Genomic DNA, 25,150 nt, shown 5'->3' with positions numbered 1-25,150 from the left:
TCACCTGCGTCTTACCTGCGTCTTGCCTGGGCCTTACCTGCGTCTCGCCTGCGCCTTACCTGCGTCCGCGGCGACGGCGCGGGGGCTCCTTCACCTTGACCTCGCCCAGGAAGTTCTGGGTGCGGACCTCGATGACAGGAGCGTCGGGGGCGGCCGGGTTGCGGGTCAATGTGACCGTCTTGTCCTTGGTCACCCGGATCACCTCGACCCCCTCGGGGACGTGGATCTCCAGCCCGCCGAACACCAGCGTGGCGTTGATGATCACCCGGCGGCTCTGCATGATCGCGTCGCGCAGGTCGAGTTTGGTGGTGCCGAACATCGCCGTCACCGGTAGTTCGGCGGGCACCACCCAGCGGCCCTCGCGGTTCTCCTTCTTGAAGATCGCCGCCACCTGCCCGCCGTCCAGCCTCAGCGGTTGCTGGTCGGCGGGCAGCAGGTCGGCCGTGATGCCCGCGAGGTCGCCCAGCGTGCGGGCCTTGTAGACGACGTCGAGCCGTTCCTCGAACTCGGCCATGCCGAGCCGTCCGTCGCTCAGCGCCTCGCGCAGCACCTCGGCGATGCGCTCGCGGTCGGCGTCGGAGGCGCGCATCTCGTGCGGGGCGGGCGTCCGGGTGGAGCCACTGGTGCCGGCCGTACCGGACGCGCCTTCGCGCGCACGTCGTACGGCGTGCCACTCCTCGGCGAGCCGCTCTCCGACCTCGGACAGGCGAGGGAGCCAGGCCCCCGGACGTTCTTCCATGCTTCGACAATAAGCCCCGTACGCCCCGGTAAGGCAGTAGCAGACCCTTTGGGCGCTCTCGGCCGTCACGGAAAGTTATGTCATGAAATTTCGTAAAAGCTGGCGTACCAGGTCGCCCAACGATCACGTTCTTCGCCGACTGCCGCTGGACTACCGAAAAAGCGTTTGAAAAAATGTCGGGGAAAACCTCTAGAGTTGGCTGCATGGGCACCCTCCGCGCACCGCTCGCGCCCGATCCACAGACCGCTTCCGCCCCGGCCATCCGCATCGCCGGCGCGGTCAAGCGGTACGGCGACGTGACCGCCGTAGACCACCTCGATCTCGACGTCCCCACCGGCATCTGCCTCGGCCTGCTCGGTCCCAACGGCGCGGGCAAATCCACCACGATGCGCCTGCTCACCGCCCAGTCCAGGGCCGACGAGGGCGAGATCACCGTGCTCGGGCTGAGCCTGCCGAAGATGTCCAAGCAGGCCCGCGCGCTGATGGGCGTGGTCCCGCAGATGGACAACCTCGACGAGGAGCTGACCGTCAGGGAAAACCTGGAGGTGTTCGCCCACCTCTACCGGGTGCCCAAGGCCGAGCGCCGAGACGCCGTGCGGCGCGCGGTCGCGTTGGCCCAGCTCACCGACCGCGTCGATACCAAGACGGTCAACCTCTCCGGAGGCATGCGCCGCCGCCTGCTGATCGCGCGCGGCCTGGTTCACGCGCCGCGCCTGGTCCTGCTCGACGAGCCCACCGTCGGGCTCGACCCGCAGGTGCGCCAGGAGCTGTGGGCGCTGGTGGCCCGGCTCCGCGACGAGGGCGTGACCACGCTGATGTCCACCCACTACATCGAGGAGGCCGAGCGGCTGGCCGACGAGTGCGCGCTGATGTCGCACGGCCGGGTGGTGGCCAGGGGCACCCCGGAGAAGCTGATCGCCGAGCACGCCGGGGCCGAGGTCCACGAGCACTACGGCCCGCCGGAGCGGCTGGCCGGGCTTGAGGAGATCGCCCGCGAGGCGGGCTTCCCGACCCGCCGTACCGGCCCCTCGGTGTCGGTGCTCCAGGCCGAGCGGCTGCCAGAGGCCGTCGCCGACCGGCTGGGCGCGCCCAGCATCAAACGTCCGGCCAACCTCGAAGACGTGTTCGTGATCCTCACCGGGGAGTCCGTCGAATGAGCACGACCCAGACGAGCATGACCCGCTCCGCCCGTGGTCGCCTCGGCCTGTTCGAGTGGGCTCCGGTCCGCGCGGTGTGGCGCAGGGAGTTCGCCCTCTACCGGCGCTACTGGCCGTCCACGTCGTTCGCCGCGATGGTCGAGCCGACGATCTACCTGCTGGCGTTCGGCTACGGCTTCGGCTCCATCATCGGCACCCTGTACGGCTACGCCTACCGCGACTTCGTCGCCACCGGCGTGGTCTCCACGGCCGTGCTGTTCATCGGAGCGTTCGGCGGCATGTTCAACACCTTCATCCGGCGCACTTTCCAGCACACCTACGACGCGATGCTGGCCGCCCCGGTCGATGTCCACGAGCTGGTCACCGCCGAGGCGTCCTGGCTGGCCGCCAAGGCCGGGGTGTACGGCTGCGCGCCCATGCTGGTCGGCATGGCCTTCGGCCTCGACCCGAGCTGGGGGATGCTGCTGGTGCCGCTGATCGGCTTCCTTACCGGGCTGGCGTTCGCGCTGTTCGGCATGTGGGTCTCGGCGATCGTGCCGTCGATCAACACCTTCGACTACATCATCACCGGCGCGCTGACCCCGATGTTCCTGGTCGCGGGCACGTTCTTCCCGATCGGCCAGTTGCCGGGGTGGGCGGCCACAGTGGCGCAGTTCAACCCGCTCTACCACTGCGTCGAGCTGGTCCGGGGGGCGGTCTTCGGCAGGCTCGGCCTCGACTCGCTGCTCCACGTCGGGGTCCTGGCCCTCTTCGCCGCCGCGATGTGGTGCCTGGCGCTGTGGAAGATGCGAGCCCGGCTCATCGACTGAGTAAAATTCGGGGGGCAATTCCCGGCTACGAGCGAAATGACGAAAAAGCCCGTGGCCCGGCACAATTCAATGGCCGACATCGTGAAATACGGTGCCGTCTTCGTGTCGGGTCTCGGGCGGGTCTACGCTGAGCACGGGCCACTACGACCGCCGACCACACGGAGTGACGCCGTGAGCGACCATCGCGCGCCCGAGTTCCCGCAGATCGGTGAATACCGGATCTCGGCTCGGCTGGGAGAGGGCGGTCAGGGCACGGTCTACCTGGGCGAGTCCGCCGCCGGGGGCCGGGTGGCGATCAAGGTCCTCAATTCCTGGCTCGCGGGCGACGACGAGACCAGGCGGCGGTTCCAGCGCGAGGCGGAGGTCGCGGCGAGCGTCGCGACCTTCTGCACCGCCAAGGTCATCGGCACCGGGCTGGTCGGCGGCCGGCCGTACATCGTGAGCGAATACGTCCCGGGGCCGTCGCTGGAGCGGTTCGTCAAGACCGAGGGCCCGCGCACGGGCAGCGGCCTCGAACGCCTGGCGGTGGCCACGCTCACCGCGCTCGCCTCGATCCACGCGGCCGGGGTGCTGCACCGCGACTTCAAGCCGGGCAACGTGATCCTCGGCCCCGAGGGCCCGGTGGTGATCGACTTCGGCATCGCCCGCGCGTCCGGCCACACGACGAGCACCAAGGGCCTGATGGGCACGCCGTCGTTCATGTCCCCCGAACAACTGACCGGCCTGCCCGTGTCCCCGGCGTCCGACCTGTTCTCCTGGGCGGGCACCATGGTCTACGCGGCGACCGGGCGCACCGCCTTCCCGGGTCTGGGGATCCCCGCCATCCTGCACGCCATCGCGTACGACGAGGCGCACCTCACCGGCGTCCCTGACCGCCTGCTCCCCCTGGTGGCCGCCTGCCTGGCCAAACACCCCGCGGCCCGCCCAACGGCCCCCCACCTCCTCAAGGCCCTGACCAGCCACCACTACGCCGCACTCCCCACCCCGCCCCCGTCAGCGCCCTCGGAAGCCTCGAAAGGACCAGCCGAGCCGCGGAGTCCGGCGGGATCCGCGCCCTCGGGGCCGTCGGGACCGTGGAGCCCGACGGGTTCCGGACCCGCAAACCCAGAGGTCTCGCCAAGCCCCGGCTCACCAGCGGCTCCCGCCATGGCGGCAGGCCCAGAAGCCCTGGGCGCCTCGGCGGAGCCGGCCTCCTCGGAAGCATGGATCTCGGCGACTCCCCCCACTCCAGGGAGCCCTGCGGCTTCGGAGCCCGCAGCCCCGGCAAGCCCGCCAGAGGCTTCTGCCAGGGCGGCGACCCCTGACACCCCGGGGGCCTCGGCAGAGCCGCCCCCCTCGCAACCATGGACCTCGGAACCCTCAGCCCCTGCAATCCCCCACACACCCAGCAATCCAGCCAAAGCGCCAACCCCCGATCCATGGACCCCGGCCACCCCTGACACCCCGGGGGCCTCGGCAGAGCCGCCCCCCTCGCGACCATGGACCTCGGAACCCTCAGCGTCGGCAATCCCCCACACACCGAGGGCTCCCGCCGGGACGGCAAGCCCGTCAGGGCCTTTCCCTGGGCCGTCAGGTTCGGGGGCCGTGTGGACTTCGGCGGGGTCGGAAGGGTCGGTTCCGGCTTCGGCGGGACCGGCCGGGGCCGTGGGCGGCGGTACGCTCGTTGGGCCCGGCGGGACGGGACTCGGGCCAGGGTCACAGGACGGTGTGCCCACCGGGTTACCGGCCGGGGCGGCGCACAACCGCTCCCGGACTCTGAGGATCGCAATCGTGGCCGTGGCGGCGGTACTACTCGTCGCGGCGGGCGTGCTCATCGCCCCGTCCCTGTTCGGCGGCCGGGCCCAGGCCGTCCGTCTCGAACCGAACGCGACCCTCGACCTCACCGCGCTCCCCCAGGTCGACCTCGACGACGCCTTCACCTCCGACACCGCCGCCCGCTACGCCCCGCACCAGCCCTTCCCGAAGGAGGCCCGCCCGCAGATCAACGTCGGCGCGGGCCGGTTCACCGGGAGCCGCGCCGAGCCGTACTTCACCCTGCTGGCGGGCCCCGCACGCCTGCCCGCCGACCAGGCCGTCAGCGTGCTGACCATCGGTTCGTTCGCGGGCACCGGCCAGCCCGAGGACAGCGTCTTCGTCGGCTGGGTGAAGAACCACGACAGCTACATCACCGCCTGGTACAACAACACCCGCAAGACCACCGGATTCGATCTGCGGGTGGGCGGCGAGTTCCGCGCCGTGCCGGGCGAGATCCCGCTGGGCCTGGCCCCGGGCGACCGGCTCGCCGTACTGCTGACCCGCGACCGGGCCACCTCCTACGTCGAGCACGCGGGCACCTGGCGGCGGCTGCACACGGCCTTCGTCGCCGACCTGTTCGCCACGGCGCAGGCGCGGCAGGAGTACCGCTACGGGTTCGGCCTGCGGGGCACGACCGGCACCCTGAGCGTGGCCCACTTCGAGGGCCGCAGCCTCCCGAACTGACACCCGGTTCAGAGCGTGACCGCGAAGTGCGCGAGCCACTCGAACCGCCCCGGCGGCAGCCGTACCGGCTCGCGCGCCCCGATGGCCACCGGCAGCGCGAACCCGACCGCCTTGGCCCGGCCGGAGCGGAGCGGATAGGCGGCACAGCACCCGTCGCTGAGCACCCGTACCAGCATGAGCCCCCGCCCACTGTCCGCCAGCACCTCGTCGCAGCCGGGCGCGCCGACGGGGTTCAGCCCGTCGAGTACCGCCGCCAGGCCGCCATGGTGACCGTCCACGACCTCGCACCACACGGGGTGCTCGCCGACCATGACCATGCGCAGGACGTACGGCGGGCACGAGTGCCGCACCGCGTTGCCCGCGATCTCCGCGAGGGCCAGTTCGGCGTCGTAGAGGTCGTCGGGGGTCGCGTCCCGCAGCACCTCGCGCAGTACGGCGCGCGCCCGGCCGACGGCCGCGCCGGTGGAGGGCAGCGGGGTGACGTGGAGGTACTGGCTCATGCGTGTTCTCCTTGTGACCGTCTGTAGTCCCGGCCGCAGCAGGAAACCGCCGCACGCCGAACCAGCGGCAGAAGGAATCCACGCCGTCAGCGGTCACCCCGACGGCGGTAGGCGTTTTCTGGTCGTCACGCCCGGCGGCCCGCCCATTCATTGACAATGAGTGGTCGGTCGATGACTTAAAGTGGAGGAGGTAGTGATGGGCGAGCGGGTGGAGTTGCGGCGGGCTCGGCGGCGGCTGGGGATGACGTAGGAGGAGGCGGCCGAGGCGTTGTGGGTGTCGATGACCACGTGGAGCAGGTGGGAGCGCGGGATTCAGGGGGTACGGCCGGTCTACCGGGCCCGGATGGCCCAGGTCTTCGACGTACCAGCGGCCGAGATCGAGCACTGGCTCGACGGCGGCGACGCATGCCCGGCCGAAGCGGTCGAAACGGAGATATGGCCAATTCCCGACTTCTCCGACCTATCGGTTGAACGTACGGTGATGGCGTCCGCGCGTCTGTGGAGGTGCGACATGGATGCCGAGCGGCGCCACACACTGGCGACGCTGCCGTTCGTCCCTGCGGCTCTCGGGGGCTGGCTGTCGGAGTGGGCCTACGGCCGTACGGTCGCCGTGGCCTCGCATGAAGGCATCGGCCCGGCGGTAGGCGGCTCCGACGCCGATCGGATCATGGAAGCCTGGCGGGCGTTCAACCTGATGGACCATCGGTTCGGCGCGGGCCTGGTACGACCGGCGATCACCGACTACCTGCACACCACCGTGGCCCCACTGCTACGCGGCCGATACGACGCCCGCGTGGGCGCACGCCTGATGACCGCCGCAGCCGCGATGACCCAGCTCGCCGGATGGACCGCCTTCGACCTCGGCCACCAGGGACAGGCCCAGCACTACTACGGCCAGGCGCTCAAGTTCGCCAAGATCGGCGGCGACGCGCTGACCGCCGCCTGGCTGCTGACCGCGATGACCCACCAGGCCATCTATGTCGGCCGGCCGGAATGGGCCACCCGCCTGGCCCGCGCCGCCCTCGCGACGGCGAGGTCCGCCGACGCCCCACCGCGCGTCATCGCGCTCCTGCTGAACCGCGAAGCCTGGGCCACGGCCCTGTGCGCCGCCCGGTCCGACACACGCGACCCGCACACCAACGCCGAGGTAGCCCACCTGCTACACGCCGCCGAAGACACCTACGCCCAGGGCACCACCGACCGTGACCCACACTGGGTCGCCTGGTACCTCCCCACGGAGCCGATCGCCGACGCGGCCGTCTCCTGGTCGCTGATCGGCCGGCACCGCAGGGCCGCCGAACTCCTCGAAGGCATCCTCCCCGCCTACGACCAGGCCCGCTCCCGCTCCGCCCAGCTCACCCGGATCAGCGCCGCCGAAGCCTACCTCGGCATGGGCGAACTCGACCACGCCATCGACTCGGCCCGCACCGCCGTACCCGCCACCAAAACCCTCTCCTCCACCCGCCTCCGCGACCGCCTCACCCACTTCGCCACCACCCTCCACCCCCACGCCACCACCATCCACGTCCGCGAATTCCACGCCTATCTCAGCCACGAACTCCGCTCCTGAGCATGCTTACTCGACCGATGACAACGACCAAAGAAGGGCTGAGCGGTGGGTGAGCGGGTGGAGTTGCGGCGGGCTCGGCGGCGGCTGGGGATGACGCAGGAGGAGGCGGCCGAGGCGTTGTGGGTGTCGATGACCACGTGGAGCAGGTGGGAGCGCGGGATCCAGGGGGTACGGCCGGTCTACCGAGCCCGGATGGCCCAGGTCTTCGACGTACCAGCGGCCGAGATCGAGCACTGGCTCGACGGCGGCGACGCATGCCCGGCCGAAGCGGTCGAAACGGAGATATGGCCAATCCCGGACTTCGCCCGCCTATCGGTGGCGGATACCGTCGAAGTGGCCGAGCGGATGTGGAGGTGCGAGGTGGATCCCGAGCGGCGGCGGATGCTTGCCGCGCTGCCCTTCGCGCCCGCCGCGCTGGACGGATGGCTGTCGGGATGGACCTACGGCACGCCCGCCGTGGCCATGCATGAGCACACGACCGCTCCGAAGGTCGGCCTGTCCGACATCCGGCGGGTCGAGGAGGCCCGCCAGGCGTTCGCGCAGATGGACCATCGGTTCGGCGCGGGCCTGGTACGACCGGCGATCACCGACTACCTGCACACCACCGTGGCCCCGCTGCTACGCGGCCGATACGACGAACGGGTCGGCGCGCGACTCATGACGGTCGCCGCCGGAATGACCCGGCTGGCGGGCTGGACCGCCTTCGACCTCGGCCACCAGGGACAGGCCCAGCGCCACTATGGCCTGGCGCTCAAGTTCGCCAAGATCGCGGGCGACGCGCTGACCGGGGCCTGGGTGCTGAGCGCCATGAGCTACCAGGCCCTCTACCTGTCCCAGGCGTCCCCGGCGATCCTGCTCGCCCGCGCCGCCCTGGACACCGCCCGGCGGGCCGACGCGCCTCCGCGCGTGGTGGCCTGGCTGCTCAACAGGGAAGCCTGGGCCACGGCCCTGCGGGCGAACCTGAGCGGCGCCCCCGACGCCCATGACACCAAGCGCGTCGAACACCTCCTCACCGAGGCCGAGCGCGTGTACGACCGGGGCCCTTCCGACCGGGAGCCCCAGTGGGCGGCCTGGTACACCCCCACGGAGCCCACGGCCGAGGCCGCGCGTTGCTGGTCGCTGATCGGCCGGCACCGCAGGGCCGCCGAACTCCTCGAAGGCATCCTCCCCGCCTACGACCAGGCCCGCTCCCGCTCCGCTCAGCTCACCCGGATCAGCGCCGCCGAAGCCTACCTCGGCATGGGCGAACTCGACCACGCCATCGACTCGGCCCGCACCGTCGTACCCGCCACCAAAGCCCTCTCCTCCACCCGCCTCCGCGACCGCCTCACCCACTTCGCCACCACCCTTCACCCCCACGCCACCACCATCCACGTCCGCGAATTCCACGCCTACCTGCACGAAGAGCTGGCATCCTGACTCCCGTCGGGATCCAGGGAGGCGGGCGATCTCCGGCATCCGTGGTTTCAGCGGTCCGAGGGAAGTACGGCTCGACCTCAAGCGCCCCGACGGTTCATTCGCGGGCTGGACCGTACTGGCCGGCCGAAACGGCTCCGGCAAGACGACATTGCTCAAAGTCATCGCCCTTGGCCTGTTCGGGACCTACTTCATCCGCGAGATCACAGATTTTCATTCGCTGCCCCAGGGAAAAGCGCCTTCTCCCTGGGGCGGAGGCGGTCTCGGGGGGCGGACGTACTGCCGGCGCTCAAGTCAGAGGGTCTTCAGGGCTGAGGCGATGGTGGTGAGGTGGGCCGGGGTCCAGGGGCCGGGGGTGATGAGGGTGATGTGGTCGATGCCGAGGGCCGCCGCCTCGGTGCAGCGGTGGGTGAAGGCGGCGGGGGACTCGTCCGGGGCAAGGCGGGTGGAGAGGGTTTTTTCGATTTCGTGGTAAGGGCGGCCGAGTTCGTCGCAGTGGCGGGCGAGGACGTCCAGTTTGTGGCGGATGGTGCGACCGCCGTCCGGGACGTCGAAGAGGTTGCAGGCGTCGGCGTACCGGGCGACCAGGCGCAGGGTCTTGCGTTCGCCGGTGCCGCCGATGAGGATCTTGGGGCGGCCGGAGGGCGCGAGCGGGCGGGGGCTGGTGGAGGGGCCGGTCAGGCGGTAGTGGGTGCCCTCGAAGGGGGATTCGTCGCCGGACCACATGCGCAGGGCGATGCGCAGGGTCTCGTCCAGGCGTTCGTAGCGCTCGGCCAGGGGTGGCAGGGGCAGACCCATGGCGTCGGCCTCGGGCTGGTGGTAGCCGGTACCGACGCCCAGCCAGGCCCGCCCGCCGGACAGGACGTCGAGCGTGGTCACCGCCTTGACCAGCAGGGTGGCCGGGCGGAACGTCACGCCGGTGACCATGGTGCCGAGGTTCACCCGCTCGGTGCGGGCGGCGGCGAAACCGAGGACGGTGTACGCCTCCAGCATGTCGGTCTCACCGGGGCCGGCGGTGGGGTCGGCCTGGATCAGGTGGTCGGAGACCCACAGGGTGTCGATCCCGCTCTCGTCGGCGGCCCCGGCGAGCCGGATCAGCTCCTGACGGATGCGCTCCGGCCCGCCCGGCCACGAGTAGTTGGTCACGTTGATGCTGACCCGCATGGCGGCTCCTCACCAGCCCGAGGTGCGGCCGGAGGGGGGCTTGAGCGGGCCGAGGTGTACGCCCGCGACGAGCCAGCGGTCCTCCAGGCGGACGGCGGCGATCGAGACCCGGAACCGGTCGGAGACGTCTCGTCCCTTGGCGGTGGTCTCCTGGACGTCCACGCCGACGACGTAGGCGGCGACGCCGTAATCGTGCACCTTCGGGTCTTCGATCACGAAGGACCGGTTGACCAGCCCGTGCCCGAAGCGGCCGAGCCACTGGTCGCGGCCCAGGACGAAGCCCAGCGGCCCCACGCCGACGAAGTCGTCGGCGAGCAGGGCGCCGAGCGCGACGGGGTCGTTCGCCTCTTCGGCGGCGGCCCAGCGGTGGACGAGGTCGAGTACGTCGGTGGCTGCGGTCATCACACGCTCCTCAAATTCGTAGGGTCACTCTGAATATAGAGTAACTCTACCTTCTTTGCTACTCTATTGGCATGGGACTTCGCGAGTTCAAGAAGGAGCAGACGCGGCGACTGCTGGCCGACACGGCCTGGCGGATGTTCGCCGACCGGGGCTTCGACCAGGTGACGGTGGCCGAGATCGCCCGCGCGGCGATGGTCTCCGAGGCCACCGTGTTCAAGTACTTCCCCACCAAGGAGGGCTTGTTCTTCTCGGGCCTGGAGGACTTCGGCGAGCGCCTGATCGCGGCGGTGCGCGAGCGGGAGCCCGGCGAATCCGCGCTCGTCGCCTGCCGCCGCTTCCTGCTCGGCGGCATCGGCGGGCTGCTCGGCCAGATCGAGTCGGGCGACCCCCAGGCGCTCGACCGGCTGCGCACGGTGAGCCGGGTGGTCGCCGACAGTCCCACCCTTCAGGCCCGCGAGCAGCAGGTGATCGCCGGGTACACCGAGGCGCTGGCCGGACTGCTGGCCGAAGAGGCCGGCGCGGACGACGACGACATCGGCCCGCGCGTGGCGGCCAACGCCCTGATCGGCGTGCACCGCACGCTCATCGCCGAGGTCCGCCGCCGGGCGGCCTCCCCGGATGACCCACGGATGTTCGCCACGGACGTCCACCGGGCGGGCACCCACGCCTTCGCCCTGCTGGAAAACGGCCTGCGCGACTACGCCATCAAGCCGGCCGCCGCGCCACAGTGACCCTCGATACGGGAGCGGCCTTACCGGCTCGCCTGGCTTTTGTGGCCCATGGGGCAGGATCTAACCTATCGACACATAGGGCGATGGTGCAGACACTCTTCGTGAGCGACGTCGTTTCCGAACCGAGAGGACCGCTATGCCGACCGCACGCATCGCCGCAGGCAGCACCGCTCCGGGCCAGGGCTGGCAGCCCTATGGCGCCAACGGCATCTACATCGATGTGAACACCACCTCCGGCCGGTTCACCGGCACCCCCATCTACGTCAGCTCGGTGGGCGGCACCGGCACCCAGTGGGGCCTGGTGGGGCCCAGCGCGATCTACTCCCCCACGGCCACCGGCTTCCGGGTCTACGTGCAGTGGCGCGACGGGGCGGGGCTGACGCCGGCCCACGCGCAGCAGTACGGCTGGCACATCAACTGGATCGGCTACGACAACCCGTGACCGAGCGTGCCGGGGGGGGCGCGCGCGGCACCCCCGGCACGCCCCACCGCCCCCCGCGTCAGCGACTGACCAAAGTGACCGATATGGTCAGTTTGTCAAAACACGCGTCGATGAAGGGGAGCGTCATGGCGGACACAAGCGGGCGCGGACGTGCGCTGGTCGTCGGGCTCGGGATCGCGGGCCTCGCCACCGCGCTGCGGCTACGGCGGGTGGGCTGGGAGCCGGTACTGATCGAACGGGCCCTGGAACGCCGCTCAAGCGGGTACTTCGTCATGCTGTTCGGTACCGGGATCACCTCGGCCCGGCGGCTGGACGTGCTGGAGGCGATCGGCAACCGCAGCAGCCCCGCGCTCGCCTCCTACGAGGTGGACCGGGCCGGGCGGCGCACTCCCGGCCTGAGCCCGGCCGGCCTGCCCGGCAGGCCCCGGGTGCTGATGCGCGGCGACATCGAGCAGGCGCTGTTCTCCGAGTTGCCGGACGATGTGGAGATCCGCTACGCCACCGTGCCCACCCAGATCACGCAGGACGACTCCGGGGCGGAGGTCACCCTGCGCAACACCGCCTCCGGTGACACCGTCACCGAGCGGTTCGACCTGGTGGTGGGCGCCGACGGGATGCGCTCGACCGTGCGGGAGCTGGTCTTCGGGCCGCAGAAGTACCTGCACCCGCTGAACTACATGATCGGCGCGACCGTGGCGGACGGCCCGGTCGAGGGCTTCGGCCTGAACGACGGCGTGGTCCTGGCCGAGCCGGGACGTTCGGTGTGGGCGTTCGCGTTCCGCGATCACGGCCCCGGCCTGCTGTTCTCCTATCGCACCAACGACATCGACGCCGAGTTCGACCGGCCGGCGATCGAGTCCATCCGCGCCGCGTTCGGCCCGCAGCCACCGGGCCGCCTGCTGGAGAACCTGTTCACGGCGTTCGACAATGCCCCCGAGCACCTGTTCGACTCGGTGAACCAGGTCAGGATGCCGCGCTGGCACCGCGGGAGGGTCGTCCTGGTCGGCGATTCCGCCTGGTGCCTGACCCTGTACTCGGGCATGGGCGCCTCCAGCGCCATCGCCGGAGGCGAGCTGCTGGGCACCCTGCTGCGACGGCACTCCACGGACATTCCGGGCGCGCTACGGGCCTGGGAGGCCCGGATGCGTCCGTTCATCCACAAGGAGCAGAGCGGCGTGCTCGCCATGCGCACGCTGTTCACGCCGCACGACCGCGGGGAGCAGTTCCGCCGCACGCTGATGATCCGCCTCATGCGCAACCGGGTCACCGGGCCGGCCATGGGCAAGATAATCGACATGAGCAACAAGGAGTTCGACGTAGCCGCCGTGTGACTCCGGCTCGACCGCGAAAGTACTCGACCGCGAAAGCAGAGGAACAGCCCAGGTGAGCCGTCTGATCGAGTACCAATCGCGGAAAGCCGCCCGCATTTTGGACAGCACCCGCGAACTGGTGCTCGACCACGGCGTGCGCAAGGTCACCGTCACCGAGATCGCCCGGCAGGCCGGGGTCGGCAAGGGCACCGTCTACCTGTACTGGCCCACCAAGGAAGACCTCATCCTCGGGTTGTTCGCACGCGACCTGCTGACCTTCCTGGACGAGGCCATCGCCTGCGTCATCGCCGACCCGGCCACCGTGCTGCCGCGCCGCTTCGGGCCGCTGCTGATCCGCACGGGCCTGAAACTCCCGCTGGCCCGCCGCCTGTACCGCAGCGAAGCCGACCTGCTGCGGCTGTTCACGCAGCAGGACGGTTACGGCGAACTGCTCGCCCGCACCACGCCCAACGCCATGTGCGAGGCGGGCATGCCGATCCTGCACCGGCACCACCTGATCCGCCGCGACCGCCCGCTGCACGACCTGACCTACATGGTGCACGCCGTGACCACCGGGTTCCTCACCGCCATCGCCGACCCGGCCGGCGCCCCGCCCGGGCCGACCGACCCTGACGTGATCCTCGCCGACACCCTGGCCCAACTGCTCGACCCGCCCGACGCCCCGGCGGCACCGGCCATCGCCGCGGCAGCCGCCGAGACCGTCGCGGTGATGCGCGAGATCCGGGAGGCGGTACTGGAACTCATCGACCGCAGCCAGACCCCCGGCAGTGACGCATGACCCGCTTCAGGTGAGGCCGGCCAGGTGGTCCAGGGAGTCGCGGACGGCGGTCATCGGGCCTTCGCCGGGCGGGGGCTCGCGGCTGAGGGCGGTGTCGGGGGCCACGACGTACCAGCCGTCGTATCCGGAGCCGGAAAGGGCGGCCACGACGGCGGCGGTGTCCAGTTCGCCCTGGCCGAGCGGCCGGAAGAGGCCGGCGTGGACGGCTTCGGTGTAGGTCAGGTTTCCGGCCCTGAACTGCGCGGCGAGCCCGGCGTCCACGCCCTTGAGGTGGACGTGGGCGATCCGCCCGGGGGCCACGTGGACGAGCGCCGCCGGGTCGGTGCCGCCGAGCAGCAGGTGGCCGGTGTCCAGGCAGAGCGGTATGTCGGATTCGTCGAGGACGCGGGTGACCTCGTCGGCGTTCGCGATCGCGGTTCCCGCGTGCGGGTGGATCGCCACCCTGCGTCCGAACCGCCCGCCCTCGGTGACGATCTTGCCGAGGTTCGACAGGAGGGTCTTCCAGCCGGTCGAGTCGAGCAGGGGGCGCAGGTCGTAGTCGGTGCCTTTGACGACGGCGGCGAAGATGGCGATCTCGACGCCGCCGTCGCGGTATCCGCGCAGCGTGGCCCGTACTTCGGGCACCGGGTCGAACGCGGGGTCGTGCAGCACGAGCGGGGTGAACCCGCCGATGCCGCGCAGGCCGTACTCGGCGAGCAGCGCGGCGCGGCGCGCCGGCGAGGGCGGCAGGAAGGCGGGCGGGCCCAGCTCGGTGGCGGTGAACCCGAGATCGCGCATCTCGGCGAGCACCCGGGCGCGGTCGAGCTGGTACCCCCAGCCGGGCATCGCGCTGACGCCCCACGCGATGGGAGCCCCCGCGGTCTTCATCGGATCACCTCCGTGACGCGGCCCGTACACCCGGCACGCCCGACGCGTCCTCGATCGTGCCCGATCTGTTCCTCTCCCCGTTTCCAGCGCGTGGAAACCCGTTCGAGGCGGAGGTCAGAGCGCCGCGGCCAGGGCGCGCACGGCGGGGTCGGCGCGGTGCGGCGGGAGGCGGGCGAAGCCGACCACGACGGCCCCGACGTCGGGCCGCGCGCGCATCGGGGCGGCCGGCTCGGCGATGATCCCCGCGTCGCGGGCCGCCTCGGCGACGCGCTCCTCGCGCGTCCCCTCCGGCAGCTCCACGTACACGTGCAGGCCCGCCGCCACCCCGCGCACCCGGAACTCCGGCAGGTGGGCGGCGACCGCCGCCACGAACGCGTCTCTGCGCCTGCGGTACTCCCGGCGCATCCGCCGCAGGTGACGGTCGTACTCGCCGCTCGCCAGCAGGTGCGCCAGGGCGTACTGCTCGATCACCGGCGAGCCGAGGTCCAGGTCGGCGCGGGCCTGCCTGATCCGCTCGCTGAAGCCGCGCGGGGCGACCACCCAGCCCAGCCGCAGGCCGGGGGCCAGCGGCTTGCTCACCGAGCCGCACAGCGCGACCCGGCCCGGGTCCAGGCCCTGGAGGCAGCCCACAGGGTCGCGGTCGAAGCGGAACTCCGCGTCGTAGTCGTCCTCCAGGACCAGCGCGCCGGTCTCGGCGGCCCAGGCCATCAGGTCGGCCCGGCGTCCGGGCGACAGCACCACTCCGGTGGGGTACTGGTGGGCGGGGGTCACCAGTACGGCGCGCGCCCGCGTACGGGCCAGGGCCTCGACGTCGATGCCCTCGTCGTCCACCGGGACGTGGACCAGGTCGGCGCCCGACGAGGTCAGCAGGGAGACCTGGCGGACGGCGGTCGGGTCCTCGACGGCCAGCCGTACGCGGGAACCGGGCGACTCACCGGCCAGCAGCCGGATCGTGATGGCCAGGCCCTGGGCCACCCCGCCGACCACGATCAGGTCCGTGGGCACGATGTCGGCGGCGCGGACCCGCCCCAGGTAGGCGGCCAGTTCGCGGCGCAGGCACGGCACCCCGCCGGGGTCTGAGTAGTCGAACGCGTCGCTGGTCATCGTGGACAGGGCGTGGCGCAGCGCGGCCAGCCAGCGTTCGCGCGGGAATTCCGTCAGGTCGGGGGTGGTCGCGCGCTCGCCGTGGTAGGCGTGCGGCGGCATGGTGTCATGGGCGGGGCCGCGGGCCGCGGCGGCGGGCGCGACGCGGGTGCCCGCCCCCACGCGGGAGATCAGGAAGCCCTCGGCGACCAGCCGTTCGTACGCCTCGACCACGACTCCCCTGGAGACGCCGAGGTCTCTGGCCAGGTCGCGGCTGGCGGGCAGCCGCGCGCCGGGGGCCAGCCGGCCCTGCCGTACGGCGGCGCGCAGCTCACCGGCGATCTGCGCGGTCACGCCGCCCGCCGTACGGTCCACGGAGAGGTGGAGATCCGCCAAATGGTCCTCGATTCTGCTCACTGATTGGACCATCCAAGCGGGCCAATCGGTTTCTAGTATCTCCCCCTATGGGTTCCATGGGGGGTGCTAACGGGCGGAACGTCATGATGGCGTCCGCCGCGATGTTCATGGTCGGGACGCTTGCCGGGGTGTCCGACCTGATCAACGGATTTCCGGTGTACGGCGGGCAGGCGGTCCGCTACGCCATCGGCACACTGGTGCTGCTGGCCATCGCCCGGCTGCTCGGGCAGCGGTTCGTACGGCTCACCCCGCGTGAGACCGTGCTGCTGGTGCTCCTGACGCTGACCGGGCTGGTGCTGTTCAACGTGGCGGTGATCGAGTCCACCAAGCACGCGGGGCCCGCTCTGGCCGGTACGGTGCTGGGCACGGTCCCGCTGGTACTGGCGCTGGTGGGCGGGCGCCGTCCGGCACCGCACGTCCTGGTGGGGGCGTCCGTGGTGGTGGCGGGGGCGACCGTCGCCACCGGGCTGGGCACCGGCAACCTGCCGGGGCTGCTCTGGTCGCTGGTGGCGCTGGCCTGCGAGGTGTCCTTCTCGCTGCTGGCCCTGCCGCTGCTGCCCAAGCTGGGGGCGGTGCGGGTCTCGGCGTACACGACGGCGCTGGCGGTGCCGCTGTTCCTGACGCTCGGGCTGGTCTCCGACGGGGCGGCGATGCTGCGGACCCCGACGGTCGCCGAAGGGCTCGGCTTCGCGTACCTGTCGATCGTGGTCACCGTGCTGGCGTTCTTCCTCTGGTACACGGTGCTGCCGAGGCTCGGCCCGGCGCGGGCGGGGCTGTTCGCGGGCATGATCCCGGTCGGCGCGATCGCCACCGGCGCGGTACTGGGCCTGGCCACGCCCACTCCCGCCGACCTTGCCGGGGCGGGTCTGGTCATCACGGGCATCGTCATCGGCCTGTACGGCAGGCGTCCCCGCCCGGCGCCGGCCGAGGAGCCGGCGGTTGTCCACAGGCAGCCGGTCGGGTGAACCGCGAGTTATCCACAGGTGGCCGATCCCGTGACACGCGAGCGCCTTGGCGGCCTTAATCTCGACTCGCAAAGGGACCACTGAGGAGGACGACGCGACGATGCCCGAGTTCGACTACACCGACCTGCTGCCGCTGGGCCCCGACGAGACCGAATACCGGCTGATCACCACTGAAGGGGTGCGGCGGGTGGAGGCCGCCGGGCGGTCCTTCCTGGAGGTCGAGCCGGAGGCGCTGCGCCGGCTCACCGAGGCGGCGATCCACGACATCTCGCACTACCTGCGGTCCTCCCACCTGGCCCAGCTCCGCAAGATCGTCGATGATCCCGAGTCCAGCGGCAACGACCGCTACGTCGCGCTCGACCTGCTGAAGAACGCCTCCATCTCGGCGGGCGGCGTGCTGCCCATGTGCCAGGACACCGGCACCGCGATCGTGATGGGCAAGCGCGGCCGGCACGTGCTGACCGACGGCCGCGACGCCGAGCACGTCTCGCGCGGGGTCTACGACGCCTACACGACGCTCAACCTGCGCTATTCGCAGATGGCGCCGCTGACCATGTGGGAGGAGAAGAACACCGGCAGCAACCTCCCGGCCCAGATCGAGCTGTACGCCGAAGACCCCGGCGGCCACCCCGACGAGTACAAGCTGCTGTTCATGGCCAAGGGCGGCGGCAGCGCCAACAAGTCGTTCCTCTACCAGGAGACCAAGGCGGTGCTCAACGAGCGGCGCATGCTGGAGTTCCTGGAGGAGAAGATCAGCTCGCTGGGCACCGCCGCCTGCCCGCCCTACCACCTGGCGGTGGTGGTGGGCGGCACGAGCGCCGAGTTCGCGCTGAAGACCGCCAAGTACGCCTCGGCCCGCTACCTGGACGCGCTGCCCACCGAGGGGTCCACCAGCGGGCACGGCTTCCGTGACCTGGAGCTGGAGAAGAAGGTCTTCGAGCTGACCCAGGGGCTGGGCATCGGCGCGCAGTTCGGCGGGAAATACTTCTGCCACGACGTGCGGGTGATCCGGCTGCCCAGGCACGGCGCGTCCTGCCCGGTCGCCATTGCGGTGTCGTGCAGCGCCGACCGGCAGGCGCTCGCCAAGATCACCCCTGAGGGCGTGTTCCTGGAGAAGCTGGAGACCGACCCGGCGCGGTTCCTCCCCGACACCACCGACGAGCAGCTCGGCGGCGACGTGGTGCGGATCGACCTCAACCGCCCGATGTGGGAGGTCTTGGCGGAGCTGTCGCAGCACCCGGTGAAGACCCGCCTGTCCCTCAACGGCCCGCTGGTGGTGGCCCGCGACATCGCGCACGCCAAGATCGCCGAGCGGCTCGACGCGGGCGAGCCGATGCCCGACTACCTGAAGAGCCACGCGGTCTACTACGCGGGCCCGGCCAAGACCCCCACCGGCTACGCTTCCGGTTCCTTCGGCCCCACCACCGCCGGCCGGATGGACTCCTACGTCGAGCGCTTCCAGGCGGCCGGCGGCTCACTGGTCATGCTGGCCAAGGGCAACCGCTCGACCCAGGTCACCGAGGCGTGCCGGCGCAACGGCGGCTTCTACCTCGGCTCCATCGGCGGCCCGGCCGCCCGGCTGGCCCAGGACTGCATCAAGAAGGTCGAGGTGCTGGAGTACGAGGAGCTGGGCATGGAGGCGGTCTGGAAGATCGAGGTGGAAGACTTCCCGGCCTTCATCGTGGTCGACGACAAGGGCAATGACTTCTTCGACCGACGCCAAAAAGACGGCGGAGCCACCTTCGTGGGCATCCCCACCCGCCCCCGCTCTTAGCGCGACCTCAGAGGCCGACGCACCCGGCCCGGGAAGACCTCTGAGGACGACTGGACTTCCCGCTTCCCCGACGCCAAGGAGACCCCTGGCGCCAGGGCGGATCCGAGCGTGGTCACCAGCGCATCGGGCCGTCGTCGGAGAAGAAGCCGCCCGTGGGGCCATCAGGGCCGAGCGTGGCCAGCCGTACGGCTATCGCGGCGCCCTGGGCGGCCGTGCGGGTCAGCGTCATCCCGAGTTCCCTGGTGAAGTCGGTGTCGCAGGCGCCAGGGGCGGCGGCGTTGACCAGAATGCCCTCCTCACGCAGTTCCTTGGCGTACTGCACGGTGAGGGCGTTGAGCGCGGCCTTCGAGACCGGATAGGCGGCTCTCGGCGGCAAATGGAAGAGGTAGTGGGCGGGATCGCCCATATCGGCCATGGAGGCGGTGCCACTGGAGATGTTGACGATCCGGGCGGCGCGGGAGCGGCGCAGCAGCGGGAGCATCGCATTGCTCACCCGCAGCACGCCCACGACGTTGGTCTCCAGCACCGCCCGCACCTGCTCCACGCCGGTGGCGCTGGGGGCGAGGGCGGGTTCGCCGGAGATCCCGGCATTGTTGACCAGCACATCCAGCCGCCCGAACCTCTCCTCCACCTGCGCCGCCGCCCGCTCCACCGAGGCGGGCTCGGTGACGTCCAGGGGCATCGGGTGCACGTCCAGCCCGCTTCCCCGCAGGTCGGTGGCGGTCTTCTCGCCGCGCTCAGGGTCTCTGGCCCCCAGCAGTACGCTCATGCCCAAGGCCGCGAGCTGCGCGGCGATCTCCCGGCCTATCCCCTTGTTGGCCCCGGTCACCAGGGCGATCGTGCTCATGACGGCCAGCCCATCATGTCCGGTTCGCCCACGGCCAAGACCATTCGGGGCGATCGGCCATACCCTCCAGGTATGGAGGAGCTGGAAACACGCGAGCTCGCCTACTTCGTCGCGGTCGCGCGCGAACTCAGCTTCAGCCGCGCGGCCGAGCGGCTGGGCATGGCTCAGCCGCCGCTGTCACGCGCGATCCAGCGGCTGGAGCGCCGCCTGGGCGTACGCCTGCTGGAGCGCGACAGCCGGGGCACCACGCTCACCGCCGCGGGCGACGTGCTGCTGCGTGAGGCGGGCACCGTGCTGGAGGCGCTCTCGGCCGCGGCGCTGCGCACTCGCCGCGCCGGGCGGTCCGAGCCCCGGCTGGTGCTGGCCATGAAGCCCGGCGGCGACGGCGGCCTGCTGCCCGCCGTTCTGCGCGCCTACGCGGCCGAGCCCGGCGCGTACGAGGTGGACGTGCTCTTCGGCTTCGGCGAGCGCGCCGCGATGCTGCGCGACGGACGCGCCGACGCGGCGCTCGTCCATCTGCCGCGCGAGCGCCTCGACGGCCTCGCCCATGTGGACCTGCTGGTGGAGCCACAGGTCGTGGTGCTGCCTCGCGGTCATCGCCTGGCCGGCCGTCCCACGGTACGGCTGGCCGACCTCGACGGCGAGCCGCAACCCACCTGGCCCCACCTGTCCGGCGCCACCGGCCCGCCCATCCAGGACCTGGGCCAGCTCGTGCAGCTCGTGACCCTGGGTCGCATGGTCGCCGTGGTGCCCGCGTCCGTCAGCCGCCACCTCGGCGATGAGCTGACCTGCGTCCCCGTCGTGGACGCGCCTCCGACCACACTGGCACTGGCATGGCCGGAGCAGAGCCGTTCGCCCGCGCTGGCCTGTTTCGTCCGGGTGGCCGAAAACGTGGCCGAGAACGCGGTGGTGGACGCGGTGGAGAACGCGGCGGAGTGCGAAAAGCACCGTCGATGAGGCCGCCGCGCGGCCCGAGGGGCGGCTGATCGATCCCCTGACCGAGGTCTCACCGCACCACCGTGCACCCCGGCGTCGCCCATTCGCCCCTCCATTCACTGCCCGATCTCTGTTCACCCGGGTGACAGTAGGTGTCCGCCACCACCTCTACCGTGGGCGCATGGAGAACGTGCTGAGCAGGCGGGCGATCAACCGGGCGACCCTCGCGCGGCAGTTGCTGCTGGACAGGGCCGAGATGCCGGTGATCGACGCCGTGGAGCACCTGGCCGGGTTGCAGGCGCAGACGCCGCACACTTGGTACGTGGGGCTGTGGTCGCGGCTGCGCGGGTTCCGCGGCGAGATGGCCGCCGGGCCGCTGGCCGCGCGGGAGCTGGTCCGGGCGGCGCTGATGCGCGGCACGATCCACCTGGTCTCGGCGCGCGACTGCCTGGCGCTGCGGCCACTGGTGCAGCCGATGATCGAGCGGTCCACGATGACGACGTTCGGCAAGCGGCTGACCGGGGTCGATCCGGTACGGCTGGCCGCCGCCGCCCGCGCTCACCTGGCCGAGCGCCCGCTGACCTTCGCCGAACTGGGCAGGCTGCTCGCGAAAGAGTGGCCGGACCACGACGCCCACGCGCTCGGACAGGGCGCGCGGGCCTGGCTCACCCTGGTCCAGGTGCCGCCGCGCGGCCTGTGGGGGCGCAGCGGCCCGGTCGCGCACACCACGGCCGAGAGCTGGCTCGGCCCTGCCGACGTGCCCGCGATGACGCCGCAGGCGATGGTGCTGCGCTACCTGGCGGCGTTCGGCCCGGCGTCGGTCCGGGACGTGCAGCAGTGGTCCGGCCTGACCCGGCTGACGGAGGTGATGACCGGCCTCGGGCTGGCCGAGTTCCGCGCCGAGGACGGCAGCCGCCTGTTCGACCTGCCCGACGCCCCGCGCCCCGGCCCGGACGTCCCCGCCCCCGCGCGTTTCCTGTACGACTACGACAACCTGCTGCGCTCACACGCGGACCGCACGCGGGTCGTCACCGACGCCTACTACGCCCAGAACTACGATCCGTACGGCTGGGCCGTCTCGTCGTTCCTCATCGACGGCTTCACGGCCGGTGACTGGCGGGTCACCAGGCAGGGGCGGACCTCGGTGCTCACCCTGCGCCCGTACTCCCCGCTGCGCGACCCTGACGCCGACGACCTGACCAAGGAGGGAACCCGGCTGCTCGGCTTCCTGGCCCCCGACGACGCCCACGACATCCGCTTCGCCGCCCCCCGATCCGTCACCGGGGAGTGACGGGGGCGTCCGATTCGGACGGAAGCCTCGTGGCGCACGGCCGGGCGAACGCTACGGCGAACGCCTGACCGATCACCTCCACCGCGTCGGCGGCGGCTGCGACCAGGCCGTATGCCACGAGACCCCCTCGGACCGAACTGACACTTGCCAGGATGACGCAAATGCAATCAAGTTGCAATAGTGGCCTCCCCTACCAGCTGCGAGCGATGTTTGAGACCATGGTCGGGCAGGGGACGCACCCCCGCCGGCTTGCTCTGACCGAAGATCTCGACAAAAAAGCGGCCCTGTCTCTACAGGTCGCATTACGCAAATCGGTAAGCTGCCACCCATGCGTGCGCCCTCGGGATACCTTCTTGCCGCGCGCTATCGGCTGAGCGAACCTGTCGGCCGCGGCGGCATGGGCACCGTTTGGCGAGCACGCGATGAGCTTCTGGACCGTCAAGTGGCTGTCAAGGAGGTCCGTCTGCCGCTCGTTCTCGACGAGGATCTGCGCTCCGAACTCTGCGCCAGGACCGAGCGGGAGGGGCGGGCCACGGCGATGGTCGCGCACCCCTCGGTGATCACCGTGTTCGACGTGGTGACCGAGGACGACCGGCCCTGGATCGTGATGGAGCTGTTGCAGGCCAGGTCGCTGGAGCAGTTCATCCGCGAGGAGGGGCCGCTGCCGCCGCGCAAGGTGGCCGAGATCGGCCGGCAGGTGCTGGGCGCGCTGCGCGCCGTACACGCCAAGGGCATCCTGCACCGCGACGTCAAGCCGAGCAACGTGCTGGTCACCCACGATCGGGCGGTGCTGACCGACTTCGGGCTGGCCGCGCTGGAGGGCGACGCGTCGATCACGCAGGCCGGCATCGTGCTCGGTTCGGCCGGTTACATCGCGCCCGAGCGGGTGCTCGGCGACAAGGCCAGCCCCGCGGCCGACCTGTGGTCGCTCGGCGCGACCCTCTACACCGCGGTCGAGGGCAAGGGCCTGCACGGACGGCGTACCGCGGCGGCTGCCCTGGCCGCGCTCACCAGCGGCGCGCCGATCCCGATGGAAAAGGCCGGGCCGCTCGCCCCGGTGCTGCGCGGACTGCTCCGGATCGACCCCGACACCCGGCTCGACGCGGCCAGGGCGTCGCTGATGCTGGCCAGGGTCGCGGCGGGCGGAGCGGCCGAAGAGCCGCTGACCCAGGCCGCCCGCAGGCCGATACGCGCCGCGATCCCGGCCCCGCCGGCCCCGCGCAGGCCCGGCCACCGCGGCGTACACCGGGCCGAGTCGCGGCCCGCGCCGCCGCGCGACGCGCCGGCCGCGCCGCATCGTCCCAACGGCGCGACCGCCGCGCCGCCCCCGCCGCAACCACCGCGCGGCGGGCACCGCCGGGCCACGGAGGGAGTGCATCGCAAACCCGCCGAGCCACCGCCGCCCAGGCCGTTGGTCCTGCGTATGTCCACGATCATCAGAATGGTCCTGCCTCGCCGCTTCTGGCCGCGCGAACTTCGCAAGCGAGGCTAAAGCGGTTCGTAACCAGAAATGGCTATCGTCTACACATGCCGCCCCATCGTCAGAGCCGCCTGCTCGCCGATCGTTACGAGCTGATCTCGCCCATCGGCCGTGGCACCATGGGTACCGTTTGGCGAGCCCGCGACCACTCCCTCGGTCGCGACGTGGCGGTCAAGGAGATCCGCCAGGAGCCGGGGCTGAGCGACCCGCAGCAGGCCGAGCTACGCGAACGCATGGTCCGCGAGGGCCGCTCCGCGGCGCGGATCAACCACCCGTCCGTCGCCGTCGTCTACGACGCCATCGAGGCGGAGGGACGGCCGTGGATCATCATGGAGCTGGTGGAGGCCCGTTCGCTGGAGCAGGTGATCGACGAGGAGGGGCCGCTGCCGCCGCGACTCGTCGCCGAGATCGGCTCGGACCTGCTCGGCGCGCTGCGCGCCGCGCACGCCCAGGGCATCCTGCACCGCGACGTCAAGCCGGGCAACGTACTGGTCACCGAGACCGGGCGGGTGGTGCTCACCGACTTCGGCATCGCCAAGGCGACCGGCGACGCCAAACTGACCAGGACCGGCATGGTGATCGGGTCGCCGGGGTACACGGCGCCGGAGCGGGCGCGCGGCGAGTACACGGGCCCGGAGTCGGACCTGTGGTCGCTGGGGGCGACACTGTACTTCGCGGTCGAGGGACGGCCGGCGTACGAGCGTTCGTCGGTGGCGGCGACGCTGGCGGCGCTGATGACCGAGAGCGCCGACCCGCCGACCCAGGCGGGGCCGCTGCGCCCGGTGCTGGACGCGTTGCTGGAGAAGGACCACAAGGTACGGCTTACGGCCGGAAAGGCGGCGACGATGCTACGGGCGGTGGCGGACACCCCCTCGGACGAACCGGTTCCCGGGCCTTCGGGGGCCGATCCGGGCCCCTCACCCGCGCATCGTCCGCCGAGCACTCCGGGCCACGCGCCCGCTCCTGGGACCGGGGCCCCTTCCAGGCCGGGGAACCCTCGGCTGCCCGCGGCGCTTTCTGAGCCGTTCTCGGCTCCGGCCCCGCCGCCGGGGTACCCGGCCGCGCCGGGCGCCGCGCGGCCGGACCAGGGCGCGGGCGAACGACCGGCGGCCCGCCCCGCCGCCGCGCAGCAGACCCCGCCCCAGCAGGACGCCGCCCCGCCGTACGACCCGGAGGAGACGCGCCCCAAGCGGGACGCTCCGCCGTACGACCCCGAGCAGACCCGCCCCAAGCGGGAGGAGCGGCCCTTCGACCCGGAGCGGACCATCGCGGTGGCGAGGCCGTCCGGCGTCAGGCTGCCCCCGGCGAAGACCCCGGGCCCGCCGGTGCCGCCCCGGCCGCAGCCGCCGCAGCCCGCCGTCCCGCAGGGCCAGGAGACCAAGGCGCATCCGCAGCCGCCGCATTCCCCGCAGAACGGGTACGGCCCGGCCGCGCAGCACCCGCAGGCCCCCATGCCACCCCAGGCCCCTGCTCACGGCACCGGCCCGTTCAGCGCCCCCGGCGGCCGGCCGCCGCAGGCCCCCGGCCCCGGCACCGGCCCGTACGCGGCCATGCCGCGCACCGGCGACCACGCCGCCATGCCCCCCTACGCGCCGCAGGGCGGCCCCGGGGTCCCGGGCGGCCCGCTGTACCCGCCGGGCCCCCAGGCGACCCCCCAGGGCCCGCCGAACGCCGTCTCCGGGCCGCCCGCGTCGTCCTACCCCGGCATCCCCGTGGCCGGCACCCCCGGCACCGGCAGGCCCGGCCGGGGTCCGGGCGGCGACGAGGGCACGCTGAGCGGGGGCGGGCTGGGCACCGACCTGTTCGCGATCGCCGGTCCGCCGCCCCCCGAGGTCGGCGACTCCAAGAGCCGGGCACGGAAGTTCATTCTGGTCTGTACCGGTCTCCTGCTGCTCGCGGTGGTCGTGATCTTCCTGGTGTGGGCGTTGACCTGAGCCGGTGAATTCTCGCTCGGGGCGGCAGCGCAGACTAAG

Annotated in this window: 22 protein-coding genes and 1 pseudogene; 16 read left to right on the top strand and 7 right to left on the bottom strand. The window is 71.8% G+C overall.

The features are described from left to right. Window positions 1–55: 55 nt before the first annotated feature. Window positions 56–739 carry a DUF1707 domain-containing protein gene (locus ACH34R_RS29120; protein ID WP_397564725.1) on the bottom strand — a complete coding sequence of 228 codons (684 nt, stop codon included), beginning with the start codon at window positions 737–739 and terminating at the stop codon, window positions 56–58. A 203-nt stretch (window positions 740–942) separates the two neighbouring features. On the opposite strand from ACH34R_RS29120, the gene ACH34R_RS29115 reads away from it, so the two are divergent. The 3 genes from ACH34R_RS29115 to ACH34R_RS29105 all read left to right on the top strand — a co-directional run bounded on the left by ACH34R_RS29115 (window position 943) and on the right by ACH34R_RS29105 (window position 5,183). Further along, window positions 943–1,896, top strand: a complete 954-nt coding sequence (locus ACH34R_RS29115; RefSeq protein WP_397564724.1) for an ABC transporter ATP-binding protein — start codon at window positions 943–945, stop codon at window positions 1,894–1,896. Continuing rightward, on the top strand, window positions 1,893–2,705 hold the full coding sequence (locus ACH34R_RS29110) for an ABC transporter permease (protein WP_397564723.1): 813 nt from the start codon (window positions 1,893–1,895) through the stop codon (window positions 2,703–2,705). Before ACH34R_RS29115 ends, ACH34R_RS29110 begins: the two co-directional genes overlap by 4 nt. A gap of 171 nt (window positions 2,706–2,876) precedes the next feature. Next, window positions 2,877–5,183: a serine/threonine protein kinase gene (locus ACH34R_RS29105; protein ID WP_397564722.1), complete on the top strand. Its 2,307-nt coding sequence runs from the start codon at window positions 2,877–2,879 to the stop codon at window positions 5,181–5,183. A gap of 8 nt (window positions 5,184–5,191) precedes the next feature. Here the strand turns inward: ACH34R_RS29105 and ACH34R_RS29100 are convergent, their stop codons facing one another. Beyond that, window positions 5,192–5,683 (bottom strand): ATP-binding protein, encoded by a 492-nt coding sequence (locus tag ACH34R_RS29100; protein WP_397564721.1) that lies wholly within the window; start codon window positions 5,681–5,683, stop codon window positions 5,192–5,194. 274 nt (window positions 5,684–5,957) lie between these two features. On the opposite strand from ACH34R_RS29100, the gene ACH34R_RS29095 reads away from it, so the two are divergent. The 3 genes and pseudogenes from ACH34R_RS29095 to ACH34R_RS29085 form a co-directional block, all read left to right on the top strand. Next, complete coding sequence (locus tag ACH34R_RS29095) at window positions 5,958–7,253, top strand: hypothetical protein (RefSeq protein ID WP_397564720.1); 1,296 nt, start codon at window positions 5,958–5,960, stop codon at window positions 7,251–7,253. A 45-nt stretch (window positions 7,254–7,298) separates the two neighbouring features. Then, window positions 7,299–8,672 carry a helix-turn-helix domain-containing protein gene (locus ACH34R_RS29090; RefSeq protein WP_397564719.1) on the top strand — a complete coding sequence of 458 codons (1,374 nt, stop codon included), beginning with the start codon at window positions 7,299–7,301 and terminating at the stop codon, window positions 8,670–8,672. Window positions 8,673–8,700: 28 nt separating this feature from the next. Further along, window positions 8,701–8,844: pseudogene (locus ACH34R_RS29085) on the top strand (AAA family ATPase); the annotation flags it as partial. Between the two features lie 119 nt (window positions 8,845–8,963). On the opposite strand, the gene ACH34R_RS29080 reads toward ACH34R_RS29085, so the two are convergent. Both ACH34R_RS29080 and ACH34R_RS29075 read right to left on the bottom strand, forming a co-directional pair. Next, entirely contained in the window at window positions 8,964–9,833 is an 870-nt protein-coding gene (locus ACH34R_RS29080) for a TIGR03560 family F420-dependent LLM class oxidoreductase (RefSeq protein WP_397564718.1), read from the bottom strand. A gap of 9 nt (window positions 9,834–9,842) precedes the next feature. Next, the gene (locus ACH34R_RS29075; RefSeq protein WP_397564717.1) at window positions 9,843–10,235 is read right to left on the bottom strand and encodes a nuclear transport factor 2 family protein; all 393 of its coding nucleotides are present in this window, start codon (window positions 10,233–10,235) and stop codon (window positions 9,843–9,845) included. A gap of 71 nt (window positions 10,236–10,306) precedes the next feature. Here ACH34R_RS29075 and ACH34R_RS29070 point away from each other — a divergent pair, with 71 nt between their 5' ends. From ACH34R_RS29070 to ACH34R_RS29055, 4 genes are all read left to right on the top strand, one after another. Beyond that, window positions 10,307–10,966, top strand: a complete 660-nt coding sequence (locus ACH34R_RS29070; RefSeq protein ID WP_397564716.1) for a TetR family transcriptional regulator — start codon at window positions 10,307–10,309, stop codon at window positions 10,964–10,966. Window positions 10,967–11,102: 136 nt separating this feature from the next. Further along, window positions 11,103–11,408, top strand: a complete 306-nt coding sequence (locus ACH34R_RS29065; protein WP_397564715.1) for a hypothetical protein — start codon at window positions 11,103–11,105, stop codon at window positions 11,406–11,408. A gap of 125 nt (window positions 11,409–11,533) precedes the next feature. Further along, entirely contained in the window at window positions 11,534–12,739 is a 1,206-nt protein-coding gene (locus tag ACH34R_RS29060) for an FAD-dependent monooxygenase (RefSeq protein WP_397564714.1), read from the top strand. A 52-nt stretch (window positions 12,740–12,791) separates the two neighbouring features. Continuing rightward, window positions 12,792–13,517, top strand: coding sequence for a TetR/AcrR family transcriptional regulator (locus ACH34R_RS29055; protein ID WP_397564713.1), 726 nt, complete (start codon window positions 12,792–12,794; stop codon window positions 13,515–13,517). Between the two features lie 6 nt (window positions 13,518–13,523). Here the strand turns inward: ACH34R_RS29055 and ACH34R_RS29050 are convergent, their stop codons facing one another. Together ACH34R_RS29050 and ACH34R_RS29045 are read right to left on the bottom strand one after the other, a co-directional pair. Next, entirely contained in the window at window positions 13,524–14,384 is an 861-nt protein-coding gene (locus ACH34R_RS29050) for a TIM barrel protein (protein WP_397564712.1), read from the bottom strand. Window positions 14,385–14,498: 114 nt separating this feature from the next. Continuing rightward, window positions 14,499–15,884 carry a PLP-dependent aminotransferase family protein gene (locus ACH34R_RS29045; RefSeq protein WP_397564711.1) on the bottom strand — a complete coding sequence of 462 codons (1,386 nt, stop codon included), beginning with the start codon at window positions 15,882–15,884 and terminating at the stop codon, window positions 14,499–14,501. An 83-nt stretch (window positions 15,885–15,967) separates the two neighbouring features. On the opposite strand from ACH34R_RS29045, the gene ACH34R_RS29040 reads away from it, so the two are divergent. Further along, window positions 15,968–16,849, top strand: coding sequence for a DMT family transporter (locus ACH34R_RS29040; RefSeq protein WP_397564710.1), 882 nt, complete (start codon window positions 15,968–15,970; stop codon window positions 16,847–16,849). 100 nt (window positions 16,850–16,949) lie between these two features. Next, window positions 16,950–18,623: a fumarate hydratase gene (locus ACH34R_RS29035; protein WP_397564709.1), complete on the top strand. Its 1,674-nt coding sequence runs from the start codon at window positions 16,950–16,952 to the stop codon at window positions 18,621–18,623. A gap of 112 nt (window positions 18,624–18,735) precedes the next feature. Here ACH34R_RS29035 and ACH34R_RS29030 read toward each other — a convergent pair whose 3' ends face one another. Continuing rightward, on the bottom strand, window positions 18,736–19,470 hold the full coding sequence (locus ACH34R_RS29030; protein WP_397564708.1) for an SDR family oxidoreductase: 735 nt from the start codon (window positions 19,468–19,470) through the stop codon (window positions 18,736–18,738). A 72-nt stretch (window positions 19,471–19,542) separates the two neighbouring features. Here ACH34R_RS29030 and ACH34R_RS29025 point away from each other — a divergent pair, with 72 nt between their 5' ends. The 4 genes from ACH34R_RS29025 (at window position 19,543) to ACH34R_RS29010 (ending at window position 25,111) form a co-directional block, all read left to right on the top strand. Further along, complete coding sequence (locus ACH34R_RS29025; protein WP_397564707.1) at window positions 19,543–20,427, top strand: LysR family transcriptional regulator; 885 nt, start codon at window positions 19,543–19,545, stop codon at window positions 20,425–20,427. Window positions 20,428–20,587: 160 nt separating this feature from the next. Then, window positions 20,588–21,697, top strand: coding sequence for a winged helix DNA-binding domain-containing protein (locus tag ACH34R_RS29020; protein WP_397564706.1), 1,110 nt, complete (start codon window positions 20,588–20,590; stop codon window positions 21,695–21,697). 328 nt (window positions 21,698–22,025) lie between these two features. Next, complete coding sequence (locus ACH34R_RS29015) at window positions 22,026–23,189, top strand: serine/threonine-protein kinase (protein ID WP_397564705.1); 1,164 nt, start codon at window positions 22,026–22,028, stop codon at window positions 23,187–23,189. Window positions 23,190–23,224: 35 nt separating this feature from the next. Beyond that, window positions 23,225–25,111, top strand: a complete 1,887-nt coding sequence (locus ACH34R_RS29010; RefSeq protein ID WP_397564704.1) for a protein kinase — start codon at window positions 23,225–23,227, stop codon at window positions 25,109–25,111. The last annotated feature ends 39 nt before the right edge of the window (window positions 25,112–25,150 follow it).

This window comes from Spongiactinospora sp. 9N601 (assembly GCF_044326295.1).
In the GTDB taxonomy this organism is placed as follows: Bacteria; Actinomycetota; Actinomycetes; order Streptosporangiales; family Streptosporangiaceae; genus Spongiactinospora; species Spongiactinospora gelatinilytica.
The sequence above is the reverse complement of the archived record's forward strand: the minus strand, read 5'-3'. Positions and strand labels throughout refer to the sequence as shown.